The sequence below is a fragment of the Arthrobacter sp. 05T410 genome, from assembly GCF_056396505.1.
Window position 1 is genome coordinate 1 of sequence record NZ_JBFTLP010000029.1, and the last position, 19,050, is coordinate 19,050.

Genomic DNA, 19,050 nt, shown 5'->3' on the forward strand with positions numbered 1-19,050 from the left:
GCCTTGCCGGCGAAATCATCGACGCACTCGGCCAGCAAACAGTCACTGTCGTGGGGACGAACGCGGCCACGATCGTGCTGCCCCAACTGGCCCGGATGCTCGCCGACATCCGCGAGTCCCGGGACACCGTCTTCACCCGGGTCGAGGCCCTCGTGGAGGCCCACCCTCTTCACCCGGTCCTGACGTCACTCCCGGCGGCCGGCGTCAGGACCGCAGCACGGATACTCACCGAGATAGTCGGCAAAGACTTCGCATCCGCAGGACACCTGGCCTCCTACGCAGGCCCCGCCCCAGTGACCTGGAGATCCGGGACATCCATCCGCGGCGACCACCCATCGCGGAAAGGAAACAAGATCCTCAAGCGAGCCCTGTTCCTCTCCGCCTTCGCCGCACTGAAGGACCCGCCATCCAGGGGCCTACTACGACCGCAAACGAACCGAAGGCAAACGCCACAACCAGGCCCTCATCGCCCTCGCCCGCCGCCGTTGCGACACCCTCTACGCCATGCTGCGCGACGGCACTCTCTACGAACGACGGCTAAACCCCAGCGGCTTGACGAAAACCTTAGAGGCACCCCCCGCGGCTACCGGAACCCGGCCAACTACAAATCGGTTATTCTCATGAGAAGTGCCGTCCGGACGGCGGCATGACACTAGAACTGCCCGCCGGTGGCCATGAGATCTGCCCGCTTCCTTACTGAACCGACCGCGTCTTAAGCGGTGGGGGCCTCTCCCCGGGGTTTGATGACGGTGTCTAAGCGCACCAAAAGCGAACCAGGAAGAGGCCCTGTATGAAGTCTGACGGAGAAATCATGAAAATCTTGCTGCCTACGATCTGACCGGATCGTTGCGCGCCACCGCGGAGCTCACGGGCTGCTCGCACCACACCGTTGCCAATCGCGTCGCCGCGCGGGATGCTGGCCGGCCGATCGGGGAACCCGCGGCCCGCGGCCGGGTCACGGATGGTACCTGCCCAAGATCGAGGAATGGATCGAACGATCCAAGGGCCGGATCCGGGCGGACAAGGCCCACGAGAAGCTCCTCGCCCTGGGCTACACGGGTTCGGAACGCTCCACCCGCCGCGCGATCGCGCAGGTCAAGGCGGCGTGGCGGCTGGGCCATACCCTCGTGCACCGGCCGTGGATTACCGAGCCGGGCTTGTGGCTGCAGTACTACTTCGGCGACGGGCCGCGGATCGGCGGGGGTGAAGACCATCCTGTTCGTGGCCTGGCTGGCGTTCTCCCGCTTCCGGATCGTGATCCCGCTCAAAGACAGAACCGCGCCGAGCGTGTTCGCTGCCCTGGACCGGTGCTTCCGCATCCTGGACGGGGCACCGACGTATGTACTGACGGACAACGAGAAGACCGTCACCACCGCCCATGTTGCCGGGGTTCCGGTGCGGAACCAGCAGACCCTGGACTTCGCCCGGCGCTACGGGGTGACCGTGCGACCTGCCAGCCGGTGGACCCTGCCACCAAGGGCGGGGTCGAAGCGTCCGTGAAGCTCGCCAAGGCCGACATCGTGCCGAAGGACACCAACCTCCGCGAGCGTGGTTAGACGTACAAGATGTCTCCAATGCGGCAGAAGCCTGATGTCTGGCTTATATTATGCCCGTAGAAGCCGCTATCACTCTTTCTGTGCGTCTCTACAAGGGGACCCATGAAATCGGAGAGTACATCCTGATACTCAGGAATATTGTCCAACGACTTGAGCTTTTCGAAGAAGTTGACCTTCTTTTCAGTCGGCCTTTGCCAATGGCCTCCACGTCCCGCCTGGAGTTGGCTAGGCGAAAGTTTAACCTCGCGCCTTTGAGTCGCCCGGCTTTCCGAGATACTTTCATCTACACTTCTGAGATGAAGCAGTCCTAACGTGGGCACATACTCGAAATCATCGCGAACCGAGTGTAGTCCGGCGCTAAATTCAGAACGCGTTTTCCAGATGACCGGCTTCGTGTAACCGGATGTCATAAACCCGTAGGCGCGCTGTAACTCGATCTTTGCGGAGGGATCGAAAGCGCCTTCTCTGGAAATGTGTTGAACGACCTCAAACCCGATTGGAGCAGCTATGCGTTCAAGTGAGCGGAGTTTTGGCAGCACTTCACTGTCCCGCAGACCCAAGCCCACTAGCAGTTCGTCGCAGTCTGTTGTGACGACGATTTCATAGCATTGAAGCAATACCTTGGCAAAACTTGTCAGCGCCATTGCCTTGAAATCGTCGTCGAAGGGCACCGGCGGAAGACGCACGAAGTTGATCTTTACGCCTCGTCCATCCGTGAATTTAGTCAATGTGCTAGCAAGGTCAGGCTCGGAGGCATGATCCAGGACAAAGAATTCCGCCTCGGGGTAAATTCGGAGTCCGTTCTCAATCCATGCTCGCATCATAAACGTCTCGTCCCTAGCCATCGTAAGGAAAGCAATCGGTGCTTGGGGAGCGGGTGGGGGCCAAAACTCGATACGAAATTCCGCCAACTATGACTCCACTTCTGAATGTATCGGGCGACGGCAGACGGCCACGATGCAACCTATCCCGACTTGGGCAACTAGACGCCCTTTACCCTATCAGTCAAGCAGCGCGCGGTCTCTCGTAGCCTGCGCCCTCCCAACGATTCGGAGCTCAGGGACTGCCTGGCTGTTGTTTATTGATGGGTCTTAGGCCGCTGTGAGCGCAGTCCGATTCATAGTTTCATATTCGATGAACGTGAGTTTTCCCAGCCGTCGCTGTCGCTGCTGTAGGACGCGGTGGTAGGTCCGCTCGATCCCGTGCGTGATCTCCTTCCGCAACTCCTGCCGTGTGAACCACCTCTAACGGTCCAGGACGTTCTTCTGCAGCTGCGAGAAGAACGACTCCATCGCGGCGTTGTTCGCGGGCTATGGATGCGTCTCCGTCGCGACCCCAGACAGGCTCCTGGAACCTGTCCGGTTCACCTAGAATAAGGAGATGAACTGTGGCGTTCTTTGCCGAAGAATATGAGTTCGTGGTCGGAGTCGACACACACCCCCGCACCCACACGTACACGGCCGTGCATGCCATAACCGGTCGGTGACAGTCGGAACTGACCCATTGTGACCGCTTGGCGTCTAGTGGTCGTTGCAACACCTGAGCTTTTAGGAGTTGCAATTGGGAGAGATGAAAAGACCAAGGAAGTCCCGGGGCGCCCCTCGAAAGAACGCTGCACGGGCTCACTATGATCAGCTGATGAAACAGGGAATGGGCAATTCCGAAACATGCCAGATCGTGGGAATCAGCCGTAGTTCGGGCACTCGATGGCGCCACGGCCACTCGGTTGTTCTGAAGTTCGGATACATAAAAAGGGTTGCTCCGATCCCGCATCAGAGGCCGGTCGTGATCTCCGCCCGGTTTCTCTCCGAGTCAGGACGGGTCACGATCGCAGACCTCCTGCATGCCGGGCGCAGCATCCGCGCCATTGCCAGGGAGCTCGGGCGCAGTCCCTCGACTGTGAGCCGAGAGATCCGCCGGAACATTCACGAACCGTCTAGTAACTACCGTCCGCGGACGGCTCAGCGCAGTGCCGAACGCAGACGGTACCGGCAGCGGACCGGGAAGATCGCCGAAAACCCACGGCTGAGGGAGTTCGTGCGCGAAACACTTGAAGCAACGCTGGAGCCCCGCCGGATCAGTAACCGTCTATGCGCTGATTTCCCGGGACGACCCGAGATTCACGTTGTGCCTGAAACTGTTTATCAGGCCCTGTATGGGCGCGGAAGCCTGGATCTGGCCGTGGACCCGGCCGTATCGCTGCGCAGCGGACGGACTGGTCGCCGGCCGCGCCGCCGGAAGGAGCACCGGACCAAGCGCTTCCCAGATATGGTCATGATCCGGGACAGGCCTGCGGAAGTGGTCGGCAGATTAGTGCTGAGCCTGTCCCGTGCCCGGTCCGAGAGCGTGTCCCCGGCCCGGAGGAACAGCCGGCGGTTGGCCCAGACGGGGTCGATGGAGCGTCCCCGCCGGCCGTGGACCTGCTGGGTGAGCCGTTGCCTGACTTCGGTGAGCATGTCGTTGCCGAGCTTGACCAAGTGGAACGCGTCGACGCAGACGGCGGTGCGCGGAAGCCACATCCGCAGGGCCTTGCGGAACGCCGCTGACGGGTCGATGGCAACGACCTGCACGCAAAGGCGCCAGTCCAGGGGGCGGGCGAAGAGCCAGTCCCCGAGGCCTTCACTGTCGCGGCCGTCCACGATGCCGAGGACTTGTCCGGTGTCGAGATCCACAATGGTTGTCATCCATGGTTCGTACCGTTTCCAGGCCCTGGTGGCCGGGTCGCGGAAGAACCGCACGGACCGGTAGCGGTGTTCATCAATGCCAAGCATTCGCGGTGCCAGGGCGTCGACATCCGGTAGCGTCAGGGCCGCGGAGTCCAGTGCCCGCTGCACGAGCCATCAGGAGACACCGAACGAAGCGGCGGCCTCCGCGGCGGCCCTGCCGGACCCGATCACGGCGGTCACGAGCGCGTCGCGTAGCCGGCGGGTGGACCGTGCCCGGCGCGGAACCTGGGCGGTCTCCTCGGTGAACGTGCGGCGCGGGCACAAGTACTCATCGCAGAAGAATCTACGCTTGGCCCACTGCACTTCGACCGGCCCCGCGACAGGGATGGCACGGAGACGTTGGGGCCGGCGGGAATGAACACGGCCGCTGATCACGCCGCAGGATGGACATCCGGGCTCGGCGGTGGCCACCACGTGGATCCGTCGCTGCCCGAATGCGAGGACCTCGGTGTCGGTGACGCGGCAGTCGGGCAGGTTGAAGATGGCGGTGGCAGCATCCGGGCGCGGGGAAGTAGGCTCGATCAAGGCTCGTAGCTCCTGACTCTTGATGAATGCGTAGAGAACATCCATCACGGCAGGGCTACGAGCCCTCCAGCTTTCAAGACACGGAACCTGTTCCACCACCAACCACGAAGAGCCGTGAATGCCGGCGGGTGCCGATCACACCGTAGTCCGGGCACCCGAATTCGACGGTGCTCTCGACGTGGATCCGGCGCCGTCCGAAGCCCAGAATCTCTGTTTCAAGAACACGGTAGTACGGCAGGTTGAAAATGGCGGTGGCAGCATCAGCGGAGCGGGAAGTAAGCTCGGTCAATTCTCGTAGTCCTGTCATCGATGAATGCGTCAAGAACATCCATCACAACAGGGCTACGGGCCCTCCGCGTCTAAAGACACGAGCCCGAATTCACCACCGAGAGCCGACCTCCCTCCTCGCGCACACGCCGCAGCAGCATCAGGACACGCTTCTGCACTCGGCATCAGACGGTCCTAACCATGCTCATCTGCCAAAGGCCGCCATCCCACCAGGGCCACAGGCCCCTACACGAAATCTATTCACTATTATCTGTGAAGAACCCTGTGATCCGACATCGAGACGGGGACTGCCGGGGTTGGGCGTGGGTCGGATGCACACCGAGAGCATCGTAAATCCAACTGACCGGCTCGAACCGTGGATCGAAAACGAATTGCATCGTCTTCACGCAAACAGGATTCTCGCGAAATGCCTGCAGGCGAAAGGGAATTACTAGGACTCATTCTTTCGATAATTTATTACATCCTGCAGAATTACTTCAGCCCGCCGATCGAAACTTTGATATTTCCGAACTTCGTCGCTGATTTCAGCAACTTCTTCATCATTGGGGAAGAGTGAAGAATCAGAAAGGAGCGCAATTAGCTCATCGGAGTTCCTGTAAGTCTGAACCGCACCCTTGAATATCTCCATGACCCCGTCAACTTCATCACTGATCACCTTCGCACCCGATGCCACAGCATCGTAGAGTCGATTGTTCGCAAATCCCCAATTCGCCATATCATCAAAATGATCGTTGAGGACAATTCGAGAAGAACTATAGATTTCGACAAGCCTGTTGTTATCGATGAATTCAGAAACAATCATGTCGGCGGGAACAAAGCGTTCCCAACGTGGTCCCCAAACGTTGACTAAATAACCCGCTTCAACACAATCCGCTACGACCTTCCGGCCACGCGGATCGCGTGCACCTCCAACAAAGGTCAAGTCGTACCTGGGACCGACTTCATCCGGTCGAGGAGCAGGATGGAACCGTCTAGCATTGGTGGCCTGTGGAAGATATCGGGCATTAATTCCCCATTCCGCACGAACATACTCACACCAAATACGGGATGCCCCATAAACAATATCGAATCCTTGAAGCTCTGCCTTAGTAATTTGATCTGGCCTGCTAATAGCCCAAAGTATATTTGTCTTACCAGGCTGCGGCTCGCAGGGGTGGAGTCCACGTATGACCAAAACTACATCATCCAAGTAGTTGCTTCGCCGCGTGAATGCCTGTGCCCGGTCAATCACTACGTCCTGCCCTCTGGCGCTAAGTGCCTCAGCCAGATCCGCTGCATAAGGGACATCCCCCCAACGGTCTCCACCTGCCGTGAAGTCTGCACAAATCTTGATTGCCCACCTTAGAGCAACCGATTCATTGGCTGCGGGCAAAGGTTGGCGCAGAATCAACGGAACGGCCGGTTGGAGTCGCGAGAGTCTCGGCGTGGCTACACGTGCCACATGCAGTCCTATCTCCCGGTAGTGGGCGTCCAACGAGCGACGTGGCTCAATCGATTCTGCTACCCATTCGAGATCCGATTGCTTCAACGGGAGGGGCTCACTCCATGAGTCGTCGGCATGATCAACAGCAATGGCATGAGCTTCTGTCCGGAGACTCCCAGGCGACGCCGCGATAACACGTCGGAAAAAGTGAGTAACAGCGCTGTCGCCTTCAAAGATTGCGCTCAAGCCACCCATGCTTGCGAATGTGGCAGCTCGAACAAGAAAGGCTGCAGGCGAGAGTTCATCCAAATCTCGCCCGCTGTGACGCTGAGCATCAGCTATCGTGAGGCCACGGAAGAGGGGCACAGCCGGGCCTTTGGAGCAGGCAACAGCCCCGGCAGAAAGGACTATGCCCGCTGGATCTGTAATGAGTGGCTGGACGGCAAGGACCGCGGCATGGTCGAACTGAGCCAGCATTTTTTCAACACTATCGGCTCGAACTTCTACACCGTCTTTGAGGAACAAAATGTTTGATCCCTCGGAGTGCGCTGCGCCGACGTTGAACGCAATGGCATCAGTGTATCGGCGTGGAAGCTTGATATATCTAATTCCCGCTAGCCCCGTTACTGCAGCGCGGAGCCGGATAGAATGCCTCAGCTCATCGACCTCGTCAATAAGCACAATGTCCCAAGGCTTTACGTTGTTGGACTCAACCAGGCAACGTATATTCTTGACAGCCCGTGAAATGTTACCGGACGCCCGTACGACCACCGATAAGTTCGGCTTATGCGACAGTGTAGATGATATATCCGGCTTGAGCCAATTGCCGATATTTTTTCCTATAACGGCAAACTGCCAGTTAATTGATTCGGTGCGTGTGATCCGATCATCATTATCATCATCAACATAGTCGCATCCGATGAATGGGAAGTAGGATATTGGAGATTCAACGACAATACGTAGGACTAGATCATAATCTACCCACCGCCGTAACGCCTCATCAAAGCCGCCAATCTGACGAATTAGGCCTGTCTCAGCCACCAGTACATTCAGATCCACGTAATTCCGCAGCAGCAACTGCTTAGAGTCGACTGGCTGCCCCATATATTCCTGTCGCTCATTTAGCATTCGAACGGCCGAGTAGGCGGCTCTAGCAGATCCGCTACGCAAGCCCGAGACCATTAATCGAAGGAAGTCCGGACGCCAAGTGTTATCAGAGTCGAGGAACGCCACATACTCACCGGAAGCGTCAGCGATCCCCTTGTTGCGCGCAGCACACACGCCTTGATGATCGGCCTCAATCAAACGAATTCTAGGATCAATCAAACTATATGCACGCACGACTTCTCTCGTGTTATCCGTGCTGCCGTCGTCGACAACGACGAGTTCCCAGTCTGTAAGTGTCTGATTCCGGACCGAGTCGATGGCCGTCCGCACGGCCATCTCCCTGTTCCAGACAGGCATGATGATCGACGCTACCGGGATCCCCTCAGCAGACGTCAGGGCCGATGCACCAATTCTGGCGATCCAGTTTGCTTCGGTTTCCTGGGACCAAGTTCTATGCCTCAGCGGCTTCTTGGCCATCTCATAGGATCTCGCCGTCCGTGCATGATTAATGAGTACGTCTCTTGCCTCCTTCCACGTCGGGGCGAAGCCGACGAAGTTTTCTGGTAGGGGAAGAGAGGGATCAGTACTCGATCGAAATCTCGCCAGCAGCCGGGAACCATCTGACTTCGCATCTGTGATTTGCGACGGATCAAACAAGTTGGACCAAAGATGCGTTCGCGACTTCTCGCTCTTGAGATACGCCAGAACATAATCCACATCACCGGCCTGATACCGAGCCCGGAATGCTTGGGGGAAATAGCCCAGATCGAAGAGGGGGTGGATACTCAAACCGGACTTCATGCCAAACTGCACAAAATGCTCTGCCGCAGCCATGTCCGATTCAAAAAACTGACCGGCTTCTGCGGAATAGTATTCGGCGTCAAAAACTTTAGTGTCCACTATTCGTCGACTTCTTGACGCGAAAGCGCCAGTATTCAACTGCTGACTATCCAAAAGTATTTTCCTTATGTTCATTCAAAGTTGGACACTGCATCGGGCGCGAACCAGTGACCCGGGAAGGCTGGTGGGGTCGAAAAGTACGTTTACTTTCGTTTATCCAATGGGTATAAGCGTTGATTGAAAGATTTCGATACACTGAGTACGATTCTGTAACGGCTGGCTAAGGAATTGCACACGGTCGTTGAAATCTCCTATTGCTGCCTAACGCCTGAGGCCATCGTTGCCAGGCCCGGTTGTTCGAGCGGTCAGTGTATTGGTCGCCGATATGTCATGGGCCGGCGCCAACTGTCGGCTGTCATCTAGGGTGATCGGACGCAACCGCAACAAGTTCTCCGCCAAAAATCTTCCACATACGGTTCCTCCCCTTAGGTACACACCGGACCAAAAGCCACGAAAACTCCAGCACGATTCTAATCGATCCCGACACCCAAGCGGTCGGTCACCCACCAGATTGTCAGCATTGCGACACTACCACGGAGCCGGCGCACTCCAGCCGGATTTCGCCCCGGCCGCTTCTACGCAAGCCCCCGTGGATGCGCAGATCACATCGACTCAGGCCGTCGATCTTCACTTTGTCGACTCCCGCACAAGTCCCACACCCTTGACAGGAACTACGCATCAGCTGATCTCTGCCCTGCGTCTCGCCGCGTAGTGCGCGCGCAAGTTCAAGTACTCATCGTGCAGATCCTCCAGATAACCCCGGTCCGCCAGGCCATAGAAACCTTCGCGGAACCGCTGTCGAAACAACCGCGCATCCTCCCGTCTGAAATGGCCCGCCTCGCGCTCGGATCGCCGAAAAACCTTATCGGGATCATTCTCGACGAGAACACATTCGGGGGCATAAACGAACCTGTTCTGCGCACGAGCGATCACCGTAAGCTCGTTGTCAGCCCGGTGGGACTGATACCCTCCGAACAGAATTTCGTCACCATAGAGGCTGTATGCCCAAGATTTTTCCACCATTCCAAACGCCGCAACCCTCCCGTGCCACTTGCCGCAGTTGAAAGCTAACAAGGACTTCTGCTCGTGACGAATACGGTCATAAGCGCTACGTAACCAATCGTCGCCCGGCCACGCATCCTGCGCAAGATAGACAATGTACTGAGCAGAACTCCGTCGGGCAACCTGGTTGAGCGTAGGGATAAATCCTTTTCGACCGGTATCGACTGCCAGTACAAAATCAGCAGGCAAGCCGGACCGTTCGGCAAGTAGACGGGCCGTCCGGCGTCCGGTTTCAAGACTTATACAGGGCATAACGACACACACGTTCTTAGTGAACAGAAACGAGTCACCACGAAGCAGAGCCTGGGTAGAAACGATGTGTACCGGTTCTTTGGGCGGGTCGAATCGCGCAGGACTGGCTGGTGTAGGGTGAACGTCCACCAGCAAAAAATCCATCTCAACTTTATGTTCGACAGCACTATTTTGCCCGAGCACTGCTTTTTGTAATGCTGGGGTCAAGGCAAATAAGTTCAGCCAACTTTGGTTCTTGTCTTCGTTGCTAGATAGGCGACCCGTGTTTGCATATACCGCCTCGGCAGCACCGTCGAGCACGCCTTTATGCGCGTTTTCAAGCCAGTCCGCCCCAGGAAGTGTGCCCGCTTTTACAATGAGAGAATATTTAGCCTGGGTAGTATTGAGAATGCCGGCAATAACTTTCGCCAGTGAAGTTGTTCTACTAGTCTGAATTAGCACCATAATACTAATGGCAACACTTGCTCTCCTGGATAATAGTCGAGCGGTTTGACGCGCCTCTGCTAGCGACCTCGCAATCACTATAACGAGTGTCGTCCCAGCGGGAATACGTTCCTTCGAAATTGGTGATTCCGCCGATGCCACAACAACACGTGATCTTTCATCCCCTTGGAGTTGGCTACCCAAATAGGCCAGGTTGAAATCGATGTGAATCCCGAGGGCAGGCGTAGCTTCCCTCGCGGCAGAGTATCCCAAGACGGCATCTTCTAGGCGCCCCTCCCGCAAGGCAAGGTTAGCTAAGGCGAAGGATGATGTGGGACGATTCATACCGGAGATGATCTCACACCGGCCACCGGCGTCGGCAGGAGTGGCTCAAGGTTCTTCCGCATTCGCCGATATGCCTCGCCGAACTCAACTGATATGGAATATGGAGCGTCCCCCACGGACGCCAGTCGGATTTTGGCGATCTCTACGTTGGCCCTAGCCGCGGTATATGAGAATTGCCGCAGGTAAAGTCGCCGCGCGGCCTCTGTCATGGCTCCCGCGCCCCTGGGATCGTCGAACACATTCCTCACCGCCGCTAGCAGTCCATCCCAGTCTCCAAAATCAACCAAGGAAAGATAATTCTGACGACCAAGGTCACCTAATTCAGAGATGCTATTAGCAATAACCGATGTGCCCATTGCGAACGCGTCAGTGGCCCCGTACGGGAATTGGTAATGGACGGCAGGGACAGCCGGGTCTAGCCACAGAACAACTACGTCTGCGGCAAGGTTAACCTTCGCTGCTCCTTCCCGATCTTGTGAAGGCAGGTTCACTATTCTATCGCCCAACCGGCTGATGATCGCCTCCTGACCGGGCGTAACTGACGAGCCTATGAACAGCAACTTATATCGTTCGTCCCCGAGACGCTCGATAAGTTCAACTAGCTCATGTGTGTCCTTGTGTTTGCGGATGAGGCCATCGAAGAGGATAACCCGGTCTTCCTTAGCGAACCCAAGGTCCCGACGCACCTGCTCGCGATCAAATCGCTCAGGATCGTAAACTTCCTCATCTCTAAGGTTCCGCATGTACATTGAGGAATTGCCGTAGTGGTCATCGAGGCCACTATTATCCGTCATAAGAACTGGCGCACGTTTAGCAAGAGGATCGAGCAGACCGGACCATGCCAATGAGTACGGTTTGAGTAATTCATTGTCAGTGATGTCACCATTCTGGAAATCCATCTCAGCAAGCAGATCACCGATTCGCGGCGCGCTAACCACGGTCTCGAAGTCATCGATTCCCAGAATGAACGGAGTGCTCCTTTTCTCGTTCACTAGCATGGCAAGACCGAAACTGGGTAGTCGCGGTTCTATGACGTACATCAGCTCGCCCGAGACTGCTTCCACCGCGGCGTCCATGGCGTGGAAGAAACTCGGAAAATCACTCCCCTTCAGGCATTTAGTGACAAAGGGAGGGTTGGCATTCATTAGCGGTTCAAAGACACATTCATCAAAAAAATCGAAAGCAACGAGTTCAACTTCATGGGTTTTGGCCAAAGCTTCAGCGACGGCGTAAGGCTTGGAGAGGTGGTCCATGCACCGGCCCCAAACGATTACAGATATTCTTTTCGCCTGGGGATTCAGAGGAAGCCCCGATTTAAAATAGGACTGGATCGTCTGCTTAATCCGGGTCGGACTAGTATCGTCATCTCTATGCATCCTCGTGATCTGATTTAGCCGAACATCCCGCTGGTACAGGGCGGCAATTACGGGCACATGCAACGGGTCCCGCAACCATGTGTACTTCAGTACTAAGTCATAGTCCTGACGGCGCCGCAGCGACTCATCAAAGCCGCCAAGTGCTTCATACATTTCACGACGATGAGCAAAGGTATTCAAGTCTATGTAGGGCCTTAGAAGAAGTGACTCGTGGTCGAACTCGGGGCGGCGATATGACCGCAATTTGATCGTGTCATTGGCGCGGACTTCATAATCAATGAAGTCCGCATACATGGCAGAACTTCCCCGGTTGATCTCAAAAGTCCTGACGACAACGCTCAGGTAACGAGGGTTCCAAAGGTTGTCGGTATCCAGATACGTGATTATGTCGCCGGTCGAAACAGCTAGCCCAACGTTGCGGGCTGCCCCTGCCCCCGCGTTTTCCTGATAGACATAGCGGACTCGAGCGTCAGTGAAACTTTCAACGACCGAGCGAGTAGCGTCACTGCTACCGTCGTCGACGACTATTAGTTCAAAACCCTCGTAATCTTGGTTCAGGACGGAATCAATGCTGTCGGCAATAATTTGGGCCCGGTTGTAGGCCGGCATAATCACCGACACTTTAAGGTTGCAAGGGGATTCCCCGTTACGTTGAGAGTCCCCGAGAATCTTGTCGATGGCCGTCTCGCTCTGATCTATCGCTCTGCGGTGCTCACCCCTAAAGTTGACGGCGTCCATCAGTAGCGCGAGACGCTGCCAGTAGATGCCGGGCTGCAGCACAGCCAGCTCGAACAGAGCCAGACCGGGGCCCCGCCATCCCCTCGACGCCATAAGTTTCAAATTGAACTCCACAGCATCGCGGAGGGCGGGAAGCCGGCCTAGTGCCTCTGCGTACAGCACTCCGGCCTGATCCAAGTGACCTTGACGGTGGGCAATATTTGCAGCTCTAAGTCCTTCGTTACCTGCTGAACCACTCATCAGATCGTTTGTCCTGTAATCTCCGGAAAATTCTTCTTAAACCGACATTGCGCAGCGGTTCTCTTTAAGCTCGGCTTGGAGGGTCGTTGGGCTGACGAAGTATGCGGGTGTACCGCCATGACCTAGAACCCTTGATGGATTTCAGCTCTGCAGACAGAGTTTCAACCTGCTTCTCTAAAATGCGTATATCGGTCTGTGATTTTTGTTGCTCGACCCGCAGTTCGTTTGCTGAGCTACGATGCTGGTCACGGACGGAGCGAAGCCATTCAAGCTTCTGCGCTTGGTCTTGTACCTCGCGTTCGAGTTCCTGGATCTTGTTTTTGCGGTAGTCCCGCCCCTTACGCATTTCACGGACTTTGGCAGTTAGTGATTGTTTTTCAAGAAGCACGTCCTCTAGTTCTTCCTGCGTGCGGTGGAGCTGAGGAATTAGGAGTGCGCTTTCCTTCTTGAGGCGATCCAGTTCTTTTTTCTGGTCACGACTAGCCGATCTCAGCTTTAGATACTCAGAGCGATCCCGTAGCAGCTTGTTGCGAGAAGCTAGAAATTCGGAAACCAGATCCAGCCGGTGTGGCTTCTCTGCAGTTTCAACACTGGCGGCTTGAAGTCGTTCACCTAGAACTTTCGGTGCGCGAAGCTCCAGGAGTTGCATCGCGGCTAGCCTAATTCCATAAGATTCGACACCTTCATTCTGTATCAGGATCATGCTGGGATCAGTACCCGTGGGAGTCTCCAGCGGAAGGCCTGTCGATCTGGCGACGTGATCGACGAGGTTTTCTAGGTCGACGTATGACAAAGGACGAAGACCGAGAGACATCCGGTCCGGGAACCTTTCATGCAGTTCCAGAAGCGAACCAGCAAAGCGCTGCCACTCAGCCAAGGCCACCTGCGGCTCCTCACCTTTCAGGAGGGCGGCACTCAACTGTTCTACGGGGTCCTGGTAGACAACAACTGCGTAACTCGTGGGCTCCTCTTCGAGGGTCACCTGAATGTTTGCGAGACGCGGCATGTTCTGCTCAACCCACATATCGGACGTCTTTTTGAGCTCAGATATCCAGCCATCGGTGGACGACCCCGTAAGGTCCCCCAGGTTCAAACGCACTGATACCGTCTCAATCAATCGATTAGACATTGTCGTTCCCTCGATATCACTAGTGAAAGTATTAGACGGTGCCTCTACTTCAAGTGGATCAGTATCTCGTCAAAGGTCTCTTGGTTTTCTGCGCCGGCATGACCAGATTCATCAGAGAATTCGCAGATCGTGAGCTTCTCTGCATGGACCGAGGACTCCAAGTAATTTCTGAAGGGCGTGAAGTGGTTCTCATAGTGGTCAGTGTCCTGCACATTCTGAGCGAGGAAGATACTGCGAGCTCCCGCCGTCACCTCGGGATCTAGGGCTGAGAACTTATACTGCTGGTCCTGCGGGACCCCCCCAAGATCATCTGAGCCATAGCAGACCTTCGACATGCGTTTTGTCCACTTGACGGGATACTTCCACAAATCCGTCTGCGGGTTAACCGCGATCACCCGGAGTCCTTGGTAGTAACGCGCGAAGCGCAACGCAGCGAAACCTCCACCGCTGGACCCATAGGAGAAGACCTGGTCCTCGCCAACGCCAAGAGTGTTCGCGATTGAGGACACGATCTCGGCTATGTGCTCCAGGTAATCGCCCCGGCTGTTGCCGGCATACCAGGCGAGCCCGAGATTGCTATGGTGGTAGAGCGCTGGGTCTGAGAAGTACAGGCAGCTCGCAGGGAACTTGGAGGCCCAACTCCAGCGCTGGAATACGGGCGGCTCGAACGTGCTTCGTCGGGCATCTCCCGAGAAGAACACAATGAGGCGCCCCGTCTCAGGTTTGGGGTCGAAGATGAAATCGAACTGCTCACCCTCGAAGCGCTCTGTGTAGAGGCCGCGCTCCTGGACGTCGAGGCCGGCCGGGCCCTCCCAGTCATGGCGCGGGACGCTGTCCAGATGCTTGATTGATGTCTTCTTAGCTTTCATTCTGTTCTACTTCCACGCCCAGACCGGACAAGCGCCTCAGATAGGCCTCCGGAGTACATTCCTGCTCGATAAAACGGACTGCGCGCTGCTGCTGTTGCCCATAGCGCTGCGAATCCCAAAACTCGTTGATGACATTCTTGACCTGGTCCGGCTCAGCATAGACTGCTGCATCTTTGAACACTGGTTCAAAGTGGCGTGGCAGGACACACACCACCCCATAGCTCATGGCTTCAAGGATTGCCATGCCGAAGGCTTCAAGCCAGCCGTCGCTGTGGAAGTAGACGAAGAAGTCGATCTTCTCGGACAGATATTCTTCAACACTGATCTCGTTGAAGACAAAGATCTCCCAAGAGGCAGGGTTCCGCGGGAGGAAGCCCTTCCGCACAGGCACCTTGGCGCCGCCAAGTATGCAGACATCCGCGGAGCCGTCAGCCGGGTAGACCTGCTTAAAGACCTGCCGGTCAGATGGCCACTTTGCGGCGTCATCGCGCGCATGCCGTCCAATGGTGGGCCGGGCCGCCCGGTAGCGGTTGTGGGTCGCCTGCTCTTTAAGCTCGATAATGCCCTTCCAGGAGAAGCTTGTCAGGTCCGAGGCCGGCATGAGCGGCGCGATCATGGCGCCGATCTGCTCACTCTGCGGAGCCCAGAGCGGCCGGACGCCGAAAAGCGCCTCGACGTTGCGGGTGACAACGCCGATGTCATAGCTGCGCCGCTCCCCACTCGGTTCGAACGGCGGGTGATTGGAGACGATGACGGCCTTCTTGGGTTTCAGCCTGGCGGGCACGTCCGGCGCCACCTGCAGCGCGGTGGGCCACCGCACGATAAGAAGATCAGTCTCAGCTGCGGTGCCCAGGGACAGCCGGTCCACCTGGCCCGTCAGGACCAGGTCATCGATCTTGCGGCTGAACTGCCGCCTGGAAGCGGACGGGATCAGGCCGTTCTGGATCGGGATCACACCGACCCGGAGGCCAGCGTTCAGACAGACCGAGATCTCATTGAAGAGCGAAGTGGAGTTGCCGGCGAGGAAGCCGAACTCCGACGCGAAGACCACGTCGTACTGTGCCGGCCCTTCCGTGCGCGCCCCTGGCAGGTAAGCGGCCGGGGCGACGAAACGCCGCGCGTCTGGCGACTTCGGCATGTACGGTGATTCGCCAGATTCCCGAATCTCGCGATGCCAGCTCTTATAGCCACGAAGGTAGGCCCGGCGTTCCGGAGCAAGGTAACCCACACCCATGTCGTCACGGGTCAGGTTCGCGCCGTCCATGAGCGCGAAAGCCAAGGGCGCTGTGGTAATCGGTTGCACGGCGGTGCCGTAGTAGTTCTCGATCCGGCTCTTGAACTCTGAGTCCCCGGATTTACGGACGGTGTCCCAGTAGCCGAGGTCCGTCAGCACTGGGTCGCGACGGAACATCAATGAGGCCATGGAAGGGTACACCACCCGTCCCGTGGCGGAGCGCAGCACCAGAGTAAGGTGCTCGTCCACGCGCACCCAATTGGTCATATTCGCCACGCGTTCGGGGGCCGCCAAGAAGTCGCGAACCTGCAGCTCGATCTGCTGCGGGTGGTGCCAGTCGTCCTTATCCGCCACAGTGATCAGCTCGCCGGTGGCCAGGTCGAGTGCATCATTGCGCACGGAATAGGAGCCACGGTTCACGTCATTGAGCACCAGACGAATGCGGGGGTCGCGGGCGGCAAGGTCCTGCAGCTGCTGCCGGTAAGGAGTGGGCCGGCCGTCGGCGTCCTGCTCGGGTGAGCAGTCGTCAATCATGATGATCTCGATCTTGCGCCAGGTCTGCCGCAAGAGTGAATCCACCGCGATGTTGGTCGCGGCGCTGGGTTCGTAGATTGGCATGATGACGGTCACCAGCGGGGCGTCCGGGTCCTCAGGCGCTGGGGGCAGGTCCGTGGTGACGTTGTAAAAGCTAACGCCGCCGTCCTGCATCGAGATCGGGGCGGCCCCGCCCTCTTCGAGCAGCTCGTTCAAGCCGGCCAGCCAGGCGTCGGCGTTACCGGGCACCCGATTCAGGCGAGGATTGAGCGCGTTGAGCGCCAAGAGGTTCTGCGAGTAGTCATGCTCGACATCGGAATCTTCTGCTGTGAGCACCCTCCACGACTCTGCGAAATCGCCACGCCACCGAAGGAGGTCACCATAAAAGGCGCGGTCGACGCCGGCAATATCCTTCAGTCCCCGCCATTCTTCGAGCATGGAGTACAGGGTCAGAGCGTCGAGCTGGTCCGTCTCATCTCGAGGAGCGGCAAAGAGGAACCGAGCCATGGCGAGCACACCGGATTTCCAATGCTTCTCCCGCAACATGCCGGCAGCGGACTCCCTGAAGAGTTGTGCCCGGTAGGACTCCAGAACCCCATGGAGCTGGCCAAAGTCATAGCGGCCCTTGGAGGCAGCATAGGCGAGGACATCGCGGGCTCCGCCATTGCGATTACGGATCGCATTAGCCGTGAACCATTGGAGCCGGCCCGGGTTGACGCGAAGCTCTTCAACCCAATACCAGATCGCCCCTCGCGCGGGCTCCAGCACAGCCCCGGAACTCTGCTTCCGGGGGAAGATCGCCGCTTCGAGCTCTTCCAGGCTGATGTCCGCCTGGGCCAGCTGGTACGTGCCTAGGAAAGACTCGACAAAATCCCGACGGTCAGCTCGCCTTGCATTGCCCAGAAGCGCAGTTGCGTAGGCCGAGGATGACGCCTGCAGCGCCTGAGCCAACAAGAAAGTGTCGGTTGCCAAGAATGCGCGGTCCTCCCAGAGCACCCGCTCCCCCTGCGGGTGGACGGCAACGAGACGCAGATGTGAAGCACGGAGCTCAAGAACTGAGGACGGCAGCGCCAGCGCGTATCCGGCTCGGTGGATGCCATGCTGCAGTCTGGCGTCCTTGTTCTTCAAGACGGCCGAGGATCGGTTGAGGTCTGTCTCTTCCGTCTCCGTCACTTCACGCAGGACGAGCTCCACGGGGAGATCGAGATCGGCCGTGTGGAATGCCCACCCGGTGAACATCCCGCCGTCGAGAACAGTCTCTGAGAGCAGGAATTCCCCGCCGACGTCCTGAACGACGGCTTCGGGAAGCCCCGTCGGCCTGCGGCCCGTAGCATCCCCCAGACGGAGATCATAGGAACTGCCAACGTCGGCACCCGGAGTGTAGAGCGGGAGGGAGTCAGTGAACCGCCCCTCAAGTGGGATTTCACCGGCATACCGCTGGAACCCCTCGGCCTCGGGGTTGTTCTCGGAAGGCTCAGTCAGTGCCGTGAGGGTCACTTCCGCCTCACCCAGTCGCAGGACCAGCCGCCGGTACTGGGGCTCCCCGGTCAAAGCGATCGAGGCGTAGCATTCCGTCACTGCCATGCGGGCAACGCAGACCTCGGGGCGAACCCGGGCGGGCTTGAGCCACGCGGAGGAAGTGCTAGGCGCATCACGCTGCAGCCGCTGCGTTTCGCTTGCTGCGGCGTCACTGTGCTCTGCCGAAAGCTCCAGCGTCTGGTCCAACACCAGCACCGGCGAGTGCGGCTCACCACCCGCGTATATCTGGACCCGATGGGCCTGCCCATCGAAGAATTCGGAAGGAATCTGGATGCCGTGCATGTAGCCGAAGGGGGCGTCGAACTTCACCGAGTCGCGCTTCCATGGAAGGACGCGCCGGTCGGTTCTCCTCTGGTCGATGACTTTGCCGTCCACGGTCACTCGGGCGTATGCCGGCCGATTTTCAGCGCTTGCCCACCCGGCCACTTGTCCCTGCGGGGTAACCATGAAGTCGGCGCTGAGCTTCTCCATGCCCGCGATCCGGGAATCAGATGTACTGATGCCCTTCTGCCTGAGGACATTGCCTGTCCGGCGGTGGATGAGTGCAACGTCGTGCTCATCACCGGTCCAGTACTCCGGCGGCAAGGCGCCAAGGAAACCCACGTTTCGGGTACTGAAATCCTCAGCGGAGAGCTCATCCCGGAAGATGTTGCAGGTGAGAGCGGAGACTGTCTCCCCGTTGACCACGAGATCCAACACCGTCGCCCCCTGATCTGCGTCCGGCTCGTACACCCAACCGCTGATCCGGTGGGCCTGGTAATTGACAATCTTGAACTTCATAGAC

The 19,050-nt window shown here is 57.7% G+C and carries 8 protein-coding genes and 5 pseudogenes; 3 read left to right on the plus strand and 10 right to left on the minus strand.

Going from position 1 to position 19,050, the window contains the following annotated elements; all coding sequences use genetic code 11:
• A pseudogene (locus AC1DFR_RS20685) lies at nt 1-624 on the plus strand (transposase); the annotation flags it as partial.
• 166 nt (nt 625-790) lie between these two features.
• Nucleotides 791-1,550 (plus strand): annotated as a pseudogene (locus tag AC1DFR_RS20690) (DDE-type integrase/transposase/recombinase); the annotation flags it as partial.
• 2 nt (nt 1,551-1,552) lie between these two features.
• Here the strand turns inward: AC1DFR_RS20690 and AC1DFR_RS20695 are convergent.
• Complete coding sequence (locus AC1DFR_RS20695) at nt 1,553-2,467, minus strand: hypothetical protein (protein WP_476874350.1); 915 nt, start codon at nt 2,465-2,467, stop codon at nt 1,553-1,555.
• A 180-nt stretch (nt 2,468-2,647) separates the two neighbouring features.
• Nucleotides 2,648-2,863 (minus strand): annotated as a pseudogene (locus tag AC1DFR_RS20700) (IS3 family transposase); the annotation flags it as partial.
• Nucleotides 2,864-3,206: 343 nt separating this feature from the next.
• Here AC1DFR_RS20700 and AC1DFR_RS20705 point away from each other — a divergent pair.
• Nucleotides 3,207-3,428: pseudogene (locus AC1DFR_RS20705) on the plus strand (IS30 family transposase); the annotation flags it as partial.
• 419 nt (nt 3,429-3,847) lie between these two features.
• Here AC1DFR_RS20705 and AC1DFR_RS20710 read toward each other — a convergent pair.
• The 8 genes and pseudogenes from AC1DFR_RS20710 to AC1DFR_RS20745 form a co-directional block, all read right to left on the minus strand.
• Nucleotides 3,848-4,807 (minus strand): annotated as a pseudogene (locus AC1DFR_RS20710) (ISL3 family transposase); the annotation flags it as partial.
• A 73-nt stretch (nt 4,808-4,880) separates the two neighbouring features.
• Nucleotides 4,881-5,096, minus strand: coding sequence for a hypothetical protein (locus tag AC1DFR_RS20715; protein ID WP_476874351.1), 216 nt, complete (start codon nt 5,094-5,096; stop codon nt 4,881-4,883).
• Nucleotides 5,097-5,525: 429 nt separating this feature from the next.
• Nucleotides 5,526-8,525 carry a glycosyltransferase gene (locus AC1DFR_RS20720; protein WP_476874352.1) on the minus strand — a complete coding sequence of 1,000 codons (3,000 nt, stop codon included), beginning with the start codon at nt 8,523-8,525 and terminating at the stop codon, nt 5,526-5,528.
• Between the two features lie 678 nt (nt 8,526-9,203).
• Complete coding sequence (locus AC1DFR_RS20725; protein WP_476874353.1) at nt 9,204-10,607, minus strand: glycosyltransferase family 2 protein; 1,404 nt, start codon at nt 10,605-10,607, stop codon at nt 9,204-9,206.
• Complete coding sequence (locus AC1DFR_RS20730; RefSeq protein ID WP_476874354.1) at nt 10,604-12,961, minus strand: glycosyltransferase; 2,358 nt, start codon at nt 12,959-12,961, stop codon at nt 10,604-10,606. The genes AC1DFR_RS20725 and AC1DFR_RS20730 overlap by 4 nt, the downstream gene beginning before the upstream one ends.
• A 64-nt stretch (nt 12,962-13,025) precedes the next feature.
• Nucleotides 13,026-14,090: a hypothetical protein gene (locus tag AC1DFR_RS20735; protein ID WP_476874355.1), complete on the minus strand. Its 1,065-nt coding sequence runs from the start codon at nt 14,088-14,090 to the stop codon at nt 13,026-13,028.
• A 44-nt stretch (nt 14,091-14,134) separates the two neighbouring features.
• Nucleotides 14,135-14,959, minus strand: a complete 825-nt coding sequence (locus AC1DFR_RS20740) for a hypothetical protein (RefSeq protein ID WP_476874356.1) — start codon at nt 14,957-14,959, stop codon at nt 14,135-14,137.
• Entirely contained in the window at nt 14,949-19,046 is a 4,098-nt protein-coding gene (locus tag AC1DFR_RS20745) for a glycosyltransferase (RefSeq protein WP_476874357.1), read from the minus strand. Before AC1DFR_RS20745 ends, AC1DFR_RS20740 begins: the two co-directional genes overlap by 11 nt.
• Nucleotides 19,047-19,050 lie beyond the last annotated feature (4 nt).